The sequence below is a fragment of the Paenibacillus sp. AK121 genome, from assembly GCF_019042715.1.
Taxonomy (GTDB): domain Bacteria; phylum Bacillota; class Bacilli; order Paenibacillales; family Paenibacillaceae; genus Paenibacillus; species Paenibacillus polymyxa_C.
In genome coordinates this window covers 60,050-74,621 of record NZ_JAHPJM010000009.1, presented here as the reverse complement: position 1 = coordinate 74,621, position 14,572 = coordinate 60,050, and the positions used below count along the sequence as shown (strand labels likewise).

The window sequence follows — 14,572 nt, the reverse complement described above, 5'->3', positions numbered from 1 at the left end:
GTTACACTATTAGGACTAACAACTCATTGTTAAAATCAGTGACTGTACTACTGTTATTAGTTAGCACATCAGCATAACTGTAAGTATTCGTAACGATCACCGGGGTCTGAGTAACATATCCTTCCTCTCTGATTTTCTCCAAATCAAACGTGATTAGTGTCTGTCCCTTGGTAATTCTCTGACCCTCTTCAACATGAGCTTCAAAGTACTTCCCATTCAGTTTAACGGTGTTCAATCCTATATGAATGAGTATTTCAACCCCATCATCGGAGAGTAAACCGATTGCGTGTTTCTTGGGAAACAGTGAAACAATTTTCCCATCAAAAGGAGCGACCACTTTTCCTTCGCTTGGTTCAATGGCAACTCCTTTTCCCATTGCTTCTGTGGAGAAGGCCGCATCTTGAACATCCTTCAATGGAATCATTTCACCTTTGATAGGACTTGTAATAACCGTATTTTTAAGTGTGATGATTTTATCGTTTGTGGTGACTTTATTCTGCTCAGACGTTTCTTTCTCATATTTTAAGGTTAATAAATAGGTAAGCACTGCAGTTATAACCGTTGTAATTAATAATGCGATGAGTATATTATAAAAATTCCAAATGTTTTCTCCAATATAAAGCGGAATAGCTGGAAGCCCTGATGAACCTGTTGCATAACGTGAAACTTCCATAACCCCTGCGTAAAGCCCTCCAGCAGCGGATCCAATCATAGCCGCAACAAGAGGATATTTTTTAGGTAAATTAACACCATAAAGTGCTGCTTCTGTAATTCCCATTAAGCCTGTAATTCCACTTGTAGTGGAGATTTGCTTGGATACTGTATCCTTTGTTCTCCAACTGACAATCAACGCGGCTACACCTTGCGAAATATTGGATATCATGGCTCCAGGTCCAATGATATTTTCATATCCCAATGTTGTGATTTGAGCCAATGATAACGGAACGATACTGTGATGAAGTCCAAACATAACAAGGATCGGCCAGAAGGTTGCAATAATAAAAATGACCACCCATGCTCCGTGCGATCCCAAAAAATCAAACCCCATTGCCAAATATGTTCCGAAGAAAGAACCTAGCGGTCCTAGTGCAGTTAAGGAAATAAATCCAACAACCAGAATTGTAAACATCGGAACAAAAATAATTTTTACAGCGTTAGGAATGATTCTTTTAAACAATGGTTCAATGTAGGATTGCGCCCACACGGTTAATAGAATCGGAACAACCGATGAACTATAAGCAACAAGTGTCAATGGAATATTGAAAACGCTAACATTATTACCTGCAGTTCTCAATAGATCCAGATTCGGATGAAGCAATACCCCAGCCAACACAAGTGCCAGTACTGGGCTGCATTTTAATTTGTTTGCAGCCGAATATGCTAATAAAAAGGGTAGGAAATAAAAAATGGCATCCGACATGAAATTGATTACATAGTAAGTTTGTGACGCTTTTGAAACTACATTAAATAAGATCAGCAAAGCCAATAGCGCTTTTATCATTCCCGCGCCTGCAATAGCCGGAACGATTGGACTGAATGTACCTGAAATAAAATCGATTAATTTGCCAAAAACGCTTACATTTTTTTCATTAGATAATTTATCATCTATATTTTCTGTATGTTTTATATATTTGATCACTTCCTCATATACTTCTTCAACATGGGTGCCAATAACCACTTGAAATTGGCCGCCGCTTTCAATCGCATCAATTACGCCATCTAAAGCTTTAATAGCGTCTTGATCGGCTTTTTTATTTTGGTTTAGTGCGAATCTAAGCCTTGTCATACAATGAGTTAGTGTTGATACATTTTCACTACCACCAATCTTCTCTACAATATCCTGAGCTAATTTTTCATATTTTTTGCTCATTAGAAAATGCCCCCTCTTCTTGTTGTTGAACAATGAATTACGCCTTTTATTTATTAAACATAAACAACTCTACCCGCTAAATAAAAAAAGTTATTTATCAGTAATATTTTAAGGCTTCATTCAAGCTGCACCTTTAAGATATCACTAGATAAATAACCTTATCCAATACTTATAATCTATGTTTTATTATGCTTGTGAGGCATACTTGATTAATTGAATTAAGTGAGAAGTAGCTTGGTTAAAAATCTTGTGTTTCTTCCAAACAATAACACAACTAAATTTGAGTTCTGGAAAAAATGGTCTGAAGCAAAGATGTTTTGAACCTGTCATCGCAAAAGCACCTTCAATACAAATAGCAGTTCCCATACCATTATCTACAAAATTAACTATGTTAGAAATTAAGTTGTATGTGGCTAGAACATGTATATTTTCATATTCATCAGCAAACCAATTAGCAATTTCATTTTGTACTGTTGGACGACTAGAAAGAAGTAAAGGAACTCCAACAAGATCATTGGGAGTAACATATTCTTTTTGTGCAAGAGGGGATGAAGCCTGTGTTAGAATTCCCCATCGTTCCTTTTGAGGCAATCTGATGAAATCGTATTTTTCAATATTTATGGGCTCTAATAAAATCCCAACTTCAAGTAATCCTTTGTCTATTTTTTCCTTTATATCATCCCCTGTTCCGCTATAAATATAATAATTAACCTGTGGATACTCTTCATGAAAAGCTTTTAATGTTTGAAATAAATAATGCGATGTTAGTGATTCGACACTTCCTATAGAGATAGTCCCTCCAACCAGATTATTTTGATCTTTGAATTCTCTCTCTGTTTTATCCGCAATCGTTAGGATTTCTTCTGCCCTTTGACGTAAAAGCATGCCAGCATCCGTTAATGACACCTTTTTTTTACCGCGAATAAGCAATTGAGTACCTAAATTTTTTTCTAAGTCAGCCAATTGTCTGCTTAATGTCGGCTGTGTTACATGTAGTACATTTGCTGCATGCGTAATACTTTCCAAACGAGCGACTGTAAGAAAATAACGAAGCACTCTTAACTCCATGTTTCCCCCTGTTGACAATATGTGCTTAAGAATAGATTCAATATGTCCTAGTAATTAACTTACCATCTTAAATACAGTTCTTTCAGTTTACTTTTTCACATACTTCTCTGCCATTATAACCATTAATCAGTTCTATATGCATATGTTTATATGTGGAATTGAAACGATATATGGAAAGGATTTGGGTACTGTTACGTGAACATAGTGTTGTTGGGTTTGAGCATTTTGTGATAAGACTTCCCCAAAATTAGTCATGAAATTTCATATTGCTGAGCCGTTCAACGTTCTCAGGATCGTGAAGAGATAAAATTAAGTTCTCTTTGGAATCCAACTTAGCAATCCTCTCCATGTCGGCCCTGCTCAATTCGAAGTTGAAGATATTGAAATTTTCAATAATTCTTTCCTTATGAACAGACTTTGGAATCGCAACAATTCCTCTTTGTATCAACCAACGTAAAGCAACTTGAGCCACGGATTTATGATGTTTCTCAGCTATTGTTGCCAATACTTCATTTTTGAAAATGTTATTTTTTCCTTCAGCAAATGGTCCCCAGGACTCAATCTGAACATGGTGATCCTTCATAAATTGAGCATTTTCTACTTGTTGTGTAAATACATGCGTTTCAACTTGGTTTACAGTAGGAACGATTTCATGATGAACGATTAGATCCATCAGGCGATCATTTAGGAAGTTACTTACGCCGATTGCCCTGATCTTCCCCTCATGATATAATTCCTCCATCGCACGCCATGAACCATGGATATCGCCAAAGGGCATATGAATGAGATACAGATCCAAATAATCCAGTTGCAGTTTGTTCAGTGATGTTTCGAATGCTTTCCTAGCACTCTTGTAGCCTGCATCCTGAATCCAAAGCTTTGTTGTAACGAATATTTCCTCTCTGGGCACGCCACTCTGCTTGATGGCACGACCGACTGCTTTTTCATTGCTATAAACAGCAGCGGTATCAATCAAGCGGTAACCTTCCATTAGGGCATTACAAACCGATTCTTCGCATACATTTTCATCATCAATTTGATAAACCCCAAATCCGAGTATCGGCATCTCGACACCATTGTTTAGTGTAACACTTTGCATTTTAGATCCTCCTGTTTTTTATACTCAAGTCTTAGAATGCTGGGGCCTCGCATAAATCTTAATGTTCGCTAGCGATTGGTTAAGTATTGGATTCAAAGCTATTTTTGGTGCCGGATAATTTTTTTATCCCTTTAACCAGAATGATATAGGTAATTATAGATAATACACTTGTAGAAAAAATAATAATTCCAAAAGGTATAGCAGAATTTTCGCCTGCAATTCCCACAAGTGGAGACGTAACGGCACCTAATGCGAATTGTAAGGTGCCGAGCACGGCGGACGCGCTCCCTGCAATATGCCCCTGCGATTCCATTGCTAATGTAAAAGAGATGGGGCCAATGATCCCAATGGATAAAGCAAATAAGAAGATCGAAATAAACATAGCTGATAATACACCATGTACTAGTACTATAAATAAGACTGCTGCAGAAGATATAAACGCTAGTATTATTCCGATCAAAAACAGCCGACTTTCCGTTACCCGGCCTGCAAGCAGTTTGACGAATTGAGACCCCAAGAGAATAGCAAGGCCATTCAACGCAAAGAGGATTGAAAACAGTGGCGGCGACACGCCGTATATGTTTTGGTAAATAAAAGGGGTACCTGCAACATAGGCAAAAACACCTGCGAACAATATGCCATTGACTAGAGCATACCCCATAAAAGACCGCTTTCGGAATAAGCTATTATAATTTTTCATCAACGCACGGGGACTGCCTGAAATACGTTGTTGTACAGGTAAGCTTTCCTTTAACCCCCATATGGTTATCCCAGCTAACCCTATGCCTAGCACCCCTAAAAATATAAATACACCTGACCAAGAGCTGTATGACATAACCGTACTTCCAGCCGTAGGGGAAATTAACGGTGCCACATTGCTGATCATTGTCAGCAACGATATAAACTTAGTCATTTCAATCCCACTAAACCGATCTCGGACAATAGCGCGCGAAATAACGAGTCCAGCGGACGCAGCAACCCCTTGTATAAATCTTAAAGATATAAACCATCCTATGCTTGGTGCAAAAGCGCATCCAATAGAGGAAAGGATATATAGTATCATGGAAATCAACAAAGGTTGGCGTCTTCCATAAATGTCGCTTAAAGGTCCCATTATCAACTGTCCTAGCCCTAATCCTAACAGACTAGTGGTTAAACTCGCTTGAACCGCAGTTGCGCTTGTTCCAAAAAAAACAGAGATTTGCGGAAGTGATGCAAGATACATATCGACGGTAAACGGCCCCAACGCCGAAAATATGGCCAATAATAGAGCAAAACCGAAAGAATTTTTTTGGGTCTTCATTCTTTTAACTCCTATGATTGTTTAAATGCTTTCCTTAAGCTAACGCATATGCTTTAGATGTTATGGGTTTGTTACTTTTGCCCCCATAGAATAAGCGAACCTAACAGCCATGTGTCCGAGTCCACCAAGTCCAACAACGGCTATATTTTTGCCGGAATCAACCCCCATGGAGCAGCGGCGAAAACGTTGTGATCCCAGCACATAAGTGTTGGAGCGGCGATATCAAGATTAATGCCCTCTGGAATTCGAACCACGAAATCCTGCGTTACAACGATATGGGTGGAATAACCTTCCTGCGTATATTGTCCATATCTATCGATGAATCCATAGCTACTCGTATGTCCATTAAGACAATATTGCTCCTTTCCTCTACGGCAACTCTCGCACTCTCTCCACAGGAACCATACAGCCAACTTCTACTTGGTCACCAACAGCATACTTTGTGACTTCCAAACCAATCTGGGCGACAATTCCAGAAATCTCATGTCCTGGAACGAGAGGATATTGGACTGGTCCTCAATCGGCACGGGCAGCATGGATGTCAGAGTGGCAAATACCCGTATATTTGATCTCTATGAGAATATCATGCGGTTTAAGATCCCTGCGCTCAATTGTAGTTAGAATGAACGGATCTTATGGACGGCACACAGCACGTGCGCATTAGCATTAATCATATATAACCTCCAATGAATAGAATTTTTATCAGTTAGCTATTTAGAAATTAATAATGATTATCCACACTTCTTTATTAAACACCAAGTGAACACCCCTCTTTTTTAAATTTAAGTTCCCCTTTTAGGTATGCCACGGAGAGCGAATAAGCAAAACTGGTTGTTTTATCAACTTATGTCTATTATTATAAAAAAAGAAACCTAAGTTCAATGGTTAAAAAAGCGCAATTTGTTGAAATAGCAACATCATCACGAAAAGTGTTCATTATTTTGTTGATCAGGGGGAAAAGACAAGATGATTAAAGTGGATCGGAGAATCCTAAAAACACAAGAAGCCTTAAAAAAAGCCGTTATTGAACTGATGGCTGTAAAAAACTTCGATGAGATTACCATTCAAGACATTGCAAACAAGGCAAACGTAAACCGCGGTACAATTTATCTTCACTATCAGGACAAATATGATTTATTAGATCAAATCATGGAAACACACATTAATGAATTAAAAGAAATGGATACGTGGGCATGTCAGATGGAGTGGGCTGATGCTCTTGTTCCATATTTCGAGTACTTTGAGAAAAATTATTTACTTTTTTCAACCATGCTAGCTGCATCAAAAGGTACACCTTCTTCTTTTAGAACGCGGCTACTTGCTTATTTCATGGAAGGGTTCAAAGGGGAGATTGACAAAGAAAGCGGAAAAAATGCGGAATTAACCGAAGATGTGATGTTACAATATGCTGGGACTGCTTATGTAGGGGTCATTGAATGGTGGATTCGAAATGGAATGCCCTATTCACCGCAAGTCATGGCCACGCAAGTTGGCACCTTGCTAGAAAGAAGTTTTTAATCGGTAATTATATTCTGTAAAGTAAATGGCATTTTCCCTTTTCAATAAAGGTCACAGTATACAACGAAACACTAAAGCAACGGCAGCCGATCGGCTGCCGCTTCTGATGTTTTTTCATTTTTTATTAGAGCTTTTATATTCTTCCTCGGTTACTGTACATCGACACAAAGGCAACTTTGCGTCACTTACTTGACGAGCTCTACATCACTTATCCATATTATTGACTGCCTTCCTCATTTCCTCATCTGTTAAATGTGTATAGATCATAGTCGTTTGTATTGAAGAAAGTCCTAACTGATTTTTTAATCTGGGTACATCATTATTCTCCAGATGATATCGCGTCGCGAATGAATGCCGTAAAGAATGTACAGTTAAAGCCGGCTTTCCAAAAGCTAAAGCGTATTTTTCAATCAGTTTCTCAATTGACCTTTGTGTTAGCCGACGGCTTTTTCCTTTACGGCCTATAGGAGCAGCAATAAACAAAAAGCTTTCAGTTTTCTCTGGTTTATATCTGGATTCTCTGATCTGCAGATAATTTTCTAAATCTAGTAACGCTTGCTTGCTGAAATATACATATTGTTCTTTATTACCTTTTCGTATAACACGAACTAAGGCGTTATTCATATCCAGATCCTCGACGTTAATGCCTGCAACCTCAGATAGTCTAAGTCCTGATCCTAAAATGAGGGAAACAATGGCTGTATCCCGTTCACGATTAAACTGATGGAAATTGAAAATGCGTTTATTCTCTTTATTGATTTCTCCGAAATCATGAGCTATAAACTGCCTAAATGACTCAAAATCGTCTTCCCTAAGAATTTTCCCATCAATACGATTGGCAATGGTTTCTTGGCTTTCTTTAACCGCGTTTAAATCCATTTTGGCCATAACATTGCGCTGGATATATGGCTTTAAGTCACTTGTCTCAGCTTTGTTCTGTAAGTAATCAAATAAGGATTTTAGTGAGGACAATTTTCGGTTGATGGTTAGCTTGGTATTGCCAAGTTGATACTCCAAAAAAGATAAGAAATTTTCTACTTCACGAATTGTTAGTTTCTCTAAAATGGCCAAATTAATGTTTTTACGACTATCTGCAGTAAAGTTTTCTGCAACTAACCAATCAAAAAATATAATATAGTCATGGCAATAGTTCAGAAGCGTTGTGGGAGAAAGTTTTCGTTTTCTGCTATCAATAAATTCCGTAACAAACCACGGAAGATCAGACAATTTTTCATCGATTCGATTCATGTAATGCATTTTCATTTGTTTATCCATATATGTATAACCTCCATAACTTATTATACTTCAGCTATAAATATTCGTCAAAACAGTATTTTACGTAATTATATTAACTTTAACTCAGTATTGCCCCTTCAGCAATCTTCTTGTAACCTCGAATAAATTTATCTTTTTCATTTGTCCTTGCTTAATGATGCTTATGAAACAATCGTTTCTGTGAGCATCATATCCAAAAAGGGAAAATTGCTGGAGTTGACGCCGAATAAGAACTGAAATCTTCTTATCGGCTTTTAGGGCTACTTGGTTGATCAAATCTTGCAGCTGTTGCAGGGCAACGACCCAATCGAGCGTACCGACTTCGTTGCACAACAAATAAAACATTCTGTCAAAGGAACACGCATCCGTGCTTTTCCGATGATGCCACGCCAGCAGTATGTATAGGGAAAACACAATCGTCGTGTGGCTGGTCAGCAGATTGCAGGACGGACTGAAGTCAGAACCTCCATTAATTAATTGTTTACATAATCATATCATCAACTCTTCGTCTATCGGATGTTCCCATAGTCCCAGTTTACCCTTCGCTGGAATATAGGGCTTCAGCAGACGGAAACCCGCTATTTCCCACGCAAAATAACCTGGACTGTAATAGCCTAACAGGAAGTCCTCACCCGTCACAACCTTCCCGCAATCCAGAATGGCTGACGTATGATTAGAGTCGATAACTTGATAACAATTTGTAAGCTCGCAAGTAGCAAGGATAACTCCCGTAGGAAGGCTTTGTTCCGTATAGCTATTCTTGGCAAGTAAAGAACGTATGAGTTCATATTTGCAGGCCTGCTTATCGACTTTCTGGCTTGCATGAATAGCCAACGGTCCGCGGTACCGGGTCTTCCAGGATCTGGTTTCATATAGAGTCTCGCCTTGGACAAGCAGAGTCGCCCATGGTTGAATCATGGATAATACTTTCATTCCTCTACGCTCCATTACTGTCATAATGAATTACTATTCCCCAAACATTCTCGAAACTTTCCATTCCCGCATAAAAAGGACGCATTCCCTCCGTTCGCAATAGACCTTTGGGAACAACCTCTGTTTAGCACGCTAGATTAAGCCTGAATTTCGTTTGCGATTTGACGCAGACCCTCTTCGAGTGACGTGGTCGGACCTCCGTCCAAGCAGCTTCTGAAGATCATTACTCTCGATTTCCAATGCGCCATCGCGGATTGCACTCTGAATTCCAACCAGTCGGAACGATCGGTTCAGGTATAACTACGCTGCTCATTATTCTGGCATAAGTTTCGTCATCCGCTTGTTGAACGGGAACTTCCTCCAAGACACTTCCGAAAGGTGTTACACGCCTTTGAATGGATTGCATTATCTAATTTATCTTTCATCTAACGTCCCCCCTCTCGTTAAGCCCTATTATTTCTTCCAACGTTTGCACAGACGCGGCTCAATTCATGCGAGTCCCTTCTCATTCAAGGCACTTAAATTCAACTAAGAACGGATGATTTTCCAATCAAATGCCCATAATAAAGCTTAATGAAAAATCCATAAAGATAATGGTGATTACATGTGGAAATCTTCCAAAATAAATACCTATCCGTTAACCCTTGATGTTTTAAAAACGATGCTTGCCGGCATATCAGAAGCCAGTATCATTGAACGTTGCCCACCTTCCGGAAATCCAATTTGGATTATATATCTGGATACGCTGGTCGATGAGGCACGCATCAATGAATCCATCCTGAAGCCATTGCTTACTATAAATGACAGACCGGTTCCGGAGCGTATTCTAAACTGTAAATTCACAGAAATTCATACACTTAAAGATGCAGAACAGCAACTGATGCGGGCAGCGGTGATCGTACATGAGCCTGCGTTAAATCAATGGTGGACTACTCTTCTTCCGATTACACTGGGTCGTCCTGTAGGAAAATCAGAAACGGAAACCATTATTTACGGGCCGCAGGATAGTTTTACGGAGCAGATTGATCAGAATATAACTTTGATTCGCCGGCGGCTTCCTTTAAGTACATTGAAGTCGGAACAGTTCACAGCCGGTTCGCTTAGTTCTACTTCAGTCTCTCTGCTATACATTGAGGGTTTAACCAATACTAACCTTATCTCTAACACTAAAGAGAAGTTAGTTGCCTTGAACTATGATATATTCCTTGATTCTGGCCAAATCGGAGTTTTTATCGAAGATCACAGCAACAGCCTCTTTCCGCAGCTGCAGCAAACGGATCGACCTGATCAATGCGCTTATTCGCTGGCCATGGGCAAGGTCGTGATCCTGGTAGACAATTCTCCATTTGCTCTGATCGGACCTATAACATTTTTTCATCTTTTCCAATCGCCCGAAGACTATATCCACCGCTGGATAGTCGCTAGTTTTTTGCGTTTACTCCGGTTCTTCAGCTTTTTTTTGTCGCTGATACTAATTCCGGTATATGTTGCCTTAACGGCCCACCACTACCAGATGATCCCCCTGCCTCTCCTCTTTGTCCTGATTGAATCCCGAAGCAAGCTTCCATTCACCCCATTTTGGGAGGGTTTGATCATGCTCGTAATATTGGAAATTATTAAAGAGGCAAGTTTAAGGATGCCGAACAAAACGAGCCAAACTTTAGGTGTCGTAGGCGGCATCGTTATTGGACAGGCAGCGGTTGAAGCCGGTTTTGCCAGCAAAGTGCTGATCGTTCTTCTAGGTGTATCGGGGATCGCCTCTTTTCTGTCGCCGAATTACCAGATATCCAAAGCAAACACGGTCATCCAGCTGACTCTTCTCTGTTTAGCCGCTTATTTTGGCATCTTCGGAATCATATTAGGTTTAATCGCTCTGCTGGCGCATTTGAACGGATTAACTTCACTGAGAGAGCCGTATTTGGCTCCTCTGACTCCCCTTTATTTTAAGGACTGGAAAGATTTTATAATCAGGGTAAGCCTTCATTGGATGGAAACGCGACCTTCCTATTTGAAACCTTTGAAAAAATGGCGATACAGCCGCAGGAAACGATGACATGTCCGCATTCACGCTGTTCGGTAAAAAGGAAACGCTTGGCAACTTGTATGCCGGGCTGCTCATAAACAGACTTCAAATGCTTTATTATTTTTTTATCATGCCTATGTACCTGGCCCATTTCTATATGCTTTGGATCATCCTGGGACTGGGACTTCTCTCTCAGCTGATGCTGTGGATGTTGTGCAAGTGGCTGACCTCTCCCTGGGCGACACGGGGACTTGAAGGCTTTAAGGAACTGTTTGGTCCCAAAACCGTTCGTCTGCTGGCTGCGGTCGGGCTGATTCCGCTGTTCCTCAAAACTTCTGTGATCGTACTGGGATATAGCGGGATTGTACATGAGTATCTTTTCCCCGTGATGAATAAGACTGTTCCGTTGATCGCCATTCTATTGATGAGCTGTTACGTAGCCTCCCATGGAATGGAAAGGACTCTCCGTTTCATTGTGATTGCTTTTCTCGGTACCATATGGCTCACCCTCTGCTATCTTCCTTTTTATTTCCCGCCGGTCGCAGATTATAAACAACTGTATCCCTTGATACCGCTCCACCCGCCGCTAGACTCCTGGAGAGGTATTGTCATCTGCTGGTCGGCATTGTCGGGTCCGGAGTATCTTATCTTTTTAGTGCCATGGCTGAAGCCGGATCGAAAAACGATTAAACACCTGACCATCGCTAATCTATTCACTATACTTGAGTATTTGCTTCTTTTTGTTGCCACAGTCCTCTATTATGGACACGAGTATTTGAAAACGGCCGGGTATCCGGTAATCAATATGATCAGTTACCTGCAATCACCTATATTCGAACGGATTGAAATCCTTCTAATTTCTTTTTTTATGTTTAACGTCGTCTTTGCCGTCTCGCTGTTTCTGTTGATGTTTTATGGTGCCCTGCAGATCACGGCAGGCAAAACTCTCGAAAAAAACAGCCGGTTCGGATATTTAGCAAGCTGCTTCCTTATGGGCACTCTCCTTGTCATTGCAAACGAAAAGCTCTGGAAAGCCGATACACTCCAGAACCTTTGGCCCGGATTTTTTATGTACTCAGAAGCGGCTACCTTTCTTTTGGTTCCTATACTTTTGCTGATCGCAATGCGGTGGAAAGGAAATACATATATATGAAACTACGGAAAGCATCGCTTATCATCCTGACATTGTTATTAAGCTTGCCGCTAATGACGTCTTGTGCATCGCTTACCGAGAACAATACCATCGAAGAAATTGCCCCTGTGACCTTTCTTTCTCTCAGCGAAGGCAGCGAAGGTAAAATCAAAATCAGCACACTGGCACCTCCGCTTACCCATGATTCCAAAAAGCTGGTTACTAAAGAGGTGCATATGCTCGAAGAAGGCAGAAAGTATCTCAGCCTTAATTATTTCCGCGAATACAAGCTCGGGCAGCTGCGGATGCTCTTTATCAGCGAATCTCTTGCCCGCAAGGGAATTGCGTCAATAGTTACCTCTCTTTTATTGGACCCGGAAACAACACAGCGATTATATCTTGTTGTTGTCGACGGAAATTTCGACGAATATATCATGACTAATACTGAGAAACAGAAGGATTTGGAGTATTTTTTGTATCGTATGTTTAAACATTATGAAAACAAACAGCAGGGTACGATGACGGTCATCAATCTGCACCGCTTTTTGCAAAAATATCATAATCCTTTATCCGATCCGGTCCTACCCGTTTTTGAAGCAACTCCGGATGATTTTAAGTATGAAGGCACCGGCCTCTTCCAGAAGGATAAAATGGCGGGAAAACTTTCCCTCCGGCAAGACCACATCTTTCAGCTGCTGGATAATGTAAATTATATTAAACTTTTGCCCCTCCCTGAGTTTTCCATTCTTCTCGGCCAGGTTCGCTCAAAAGTAGACCTTCATTGGAACCGCGGCGACAGCATTTACGTGGTGAATGTCAATTTGTACGCCAGACTGGTGGAATATCAGGGAGATCGTTATTTAGGCGATACAAACAACCTGATGGAATTGCAAAGTGAAATTGAAAACTTTCTGAAGGAGCGTACAACGGAACTTCTTCAGAAAATGCAGAAGTGGGATGTAGACCCGTTATCTATGGGATATGTAGCACTTCATCCATTCTCAAAGCCTATTTCTGGAGAAGAGTGGCAGAAAACAAAAAGAAGTCTAAATTATCAGGTGAAAGTTCACCTTACACTCAACCCGCTCCCGGCAATTCCTTCTTATCAATATCATCGTTAGTACTTGCTGTGTGTCAAAATCCCCTCTTTAGGTATGTATGGGAAATTTAAGGGGAAATTAAAATTTGTATTTGATAAACGGTAGGGTCTCCAGAGGTAGGGATAACCCGATTCTCGGCTGTGATGCCTCAGGAGAGGTTGTCGCTGTCGGTGATAAAGTCACGAAGTTTAAGGTCGGAGACAAAGTCATAACAAGTGATTACGCAATGTGGCATGATGGACTGTTGACCCCAGAAAAAGAAGCTACAGGACTTGATCTTAGCCTTGGAACTGACGGATGTTTGAGAGAATTATTTACAATTAACGAAAATGCACTTGTAAGGATGCCAAAGAACTTGAATTGGGACGAGGCTGGTGTCATCTATTGTACTTGGGTTACAGCTTGGAATGCAGTAATTAATAAGGGTGAAATCCGACCTGGGCAAACCATTTTGATATTAGGAACAGGCGGAGTAAGTGTCGCCAGTCTATTATTTGCCAAAGCAGCCGGTGCACGGGTCATCATTACGGAAATTAATGATGAAATTCTTGCAAAAGCTAAAGAACTGGGTGCCGATGAATGCATTAATTTCACTGAAAATCCGGAATGGCACGAGAAGGTCTTGGTACTAACTGGGGGCAAAGGTGTTGACGTTCGATTGAGACCATTGGGAATGCCACGTTCGACAAGACACTATTATGTACAAAGCAAAACGGAACTGTAGTCATGGTCGGTTATGTAACTGGCGGTATAGGCCAATTCAATATTACCCAAATAACTCAACGTTGCCTGACACTGAAAGGTTTTCGTGTTGGCAGTACAGAACACATGGAACAAATGGTTGCAGCTGTCGAGCAAAGTAATCTCAAGCCAGCTATTGATTCTATATATGACATAGATAATATCCGAGACGCTTTCAGTCGGCTATCTAGTGGCGGGAAGTTTGGAAAAATTTGCGTTAGAGTTGCGAGATAAGATGCTTATTCGGAATTTGTTTGTAAAGTGGAAATAGTACTAACATGTAATCTTCTGATAAAGAGAAAACGATTCAGCTAACGGGAGACGTTAGTTTAATGGCAACGGCAGTCTAAGACTTTATTTAACAAGTCCTAGAACGCCATTGTTCTCATTAATGGAGCAGTTTAAAACTTATATTTCAAAAGTTGACGATTCTTCTTTTCAAAGACCGCGTTAAATCAATCACTCCTGTCTAATACTTTATTTTCAACGAACAGCTGAACTATGCGCTGT

10 protein-coding genes and 3 pseudogenes are annotated in these 14,572 nt (G+C 40.4%); 5 read left to right on the top strand and 8 right to left on the bottom strand.

Annotated features, from left to right (window positions below):
- Nucleotide 1: 1 nt before the first annotated feature.
- The 5 genes and pseudogenes from KSP24_RS16740 to KSP24_RS16720 form a co-directional block, all read right to left on the bottom strand.
- A complete protein-coding gene (locus KSP24_RS16740) occupies nucleotides 2–1,870 on the bottom strand; it encodes a beta-glucoside-specific PTS transporter subunit IIABC (RefSeq protein ID WP_216975883.1) in 1,869 nt (622 codons plus the stop codon).
- Between the two features lie 186 nt (nucleotides 1,871–2,056).
- The gene (locus KSP24_RS16735) at nucleotides 2,057–2,938 is read right to left on the bottom strand and encodes a LysR family transcriptional regulator (protein WP_064964072.1); all 882 of its coding nucleotides are present in this window, start codon (nucleotides 2,936–2,938) and stop codon (nucleotides 2,057–2,059) included.
- A 247-nt stretch (nucleotides 2,939–3,185) separates the two neighbouring features.
- Complete coding sequence (locus KSP24_RS16730; protein ID WP_064964071.1) at nucleotides 3,186–4,037, bottom strand: aldo/keto reductase; 852 nt, start codon at nucleotides 4,035–4,037, stop codon at nucleotides 3,186–3,188.
- A gap of 79 nt (nucleotides 4,038–4,116) precedes the next feature.
- Nucleotides 4,117–5,340 (bottom strand): multidrug effflux MFS transporter, encoded by a 1,224-nt coding sequence (locus KSP24_RS16725; protein ID WP_216975882.1) that lies wholly within the window; start codon nucleotides 5,338–5,340, stop codon nucleotides 4,117–4,119.
- Between the two features lie 69 nt (nucleotides 5,341–5,409).
- Nucleotides 5,410–5,964, bottom strand: a pseudogene (locus tag KSP24_RS16720) (alcohol dehydrogenase catalytic domain-containing protein); the annotation flags it as partial.
- A 342-nt stretch (nucleotides 5,965–6,306) separates the two neighbouring features.
- On the opposite strand from KSP24_RS16720, the gene KSP24_RS16715 reads away from it, so the two are divergent.
- Nucleotides 6,307–6,858, top strand: coding sequence for a TetR/AcrR family transcriptional regulator (locus tag KSP24_RS16715; protein WP_216975881.1), 552 nt, complete (start codon nucleotides 6,307–6,309; stop codon nucleotides 6,856–6,858).
- Nucleotides 6,859–7,062: 204 nt separating this feature from the next.
- On the opposite strand, the gene xerS is transcribed toward KSP24_RS16715, so the two are convergent.
- The 3 genes and pseudogenes from xerS to KSP24_RS16705 all read right to left on the bottom strand — a co-directional run bounded on the left by xerS (nucleotide 7,063) and on the right by KSP24_RS16705 (nucleotide 9,066).
- The gene (gene xerS, locus KSP24_RS16710) at nucleotides 7,063–8,133 is read right to left on the bottom strand and encodes a tyrosine recombinase XerS (RefSeq protein ID WP_216975880.1); all 1,071 of its coding nucleotides are present in this window, start codon (nucleotides 8,131–8,133) and stop codon (nucleotides 7,063–7,065) included.
- 204 nt (nucleotides 8,134–8,337) lie between these two features.
- A pseudogene (locus tag KSP24_RS25725) lies at nucleotides 8,338–8,580 on the bottom strand (IS4 family transposase); the annotation flags it as partial.
- A gap of 42 nt (nucleotides 8,581–8,622) precedes the next feature.
- Nucleotides 8,623–9,066, bottom strand: coding sequence for an ASCH domain-containing protein (locus KSP24_RS16705; RefSeq protein ID WP_216975879.1), 444 nt, complete (start codon nucleotides 9,064–9,066; stop codon nucleotides 8,623–8,625).
- Between the two features lie 604 nt (nucleotides 9,067–9,670).
- Between KSP24_RS16705 and KSP24_RS16700 the strand changes: the two genes are divergently transcribed.
- From KSP24_RS16700 to KSP24_RS16685, 4 genes and pseudogenes are all read left to right on the top strand, one after another.
- Nucleotides 9,671–11,119, top strand: a complete 1,449-nt coding sequence (locus tag KSP24_RS16700) for a spore germination protein (protein ID WP_216975878.1) — start codon at nucleotides 9,671–9,673, stop codon at nucleotides 11,117–11,119.
- 1 nt (nucleotide 11,120) lies between these two features.
- Nucleotides 11,121–12,242, top strand: a complete 1,122-nt coding sequence (locus KSP24_RS16695) for a GerAB/ArcD/ProY family transporter (RefSeq protein ID WP_216975877.1) — start codon at nucleotides 11,121–11,123, stop codon at nucleotides 12,240–12,242.
- Nucleotides 12,239–13,342, top strand: a complete 1,104-nt coding sequence (locus KSP24_RS16690) for a Ger(x)C family spore germination C-terminal domain-containing protein (protein WP_216975876.1) — start codon at nucleotides 12,239–12,241, stop codon at nucleotides 13,340–13,342. The genes KSP24_RS16695 and KSP24_RS16690 overlap by 4 nt, the downstream gene beginning before the upstream one ends.
- 64 nt (nucleotides 13,343–13,406) lie before the next feature.
- A pseudogene (locus tag KSP24_RS16685) lies at nucleotides 13,407–14,216 on the top strand (zinc-binding dehydrogenase); the annotation flags it as partial.
- Between the last annotated feature and the right edge of the window lie 356 nt (nucleotides 14,217–14,572).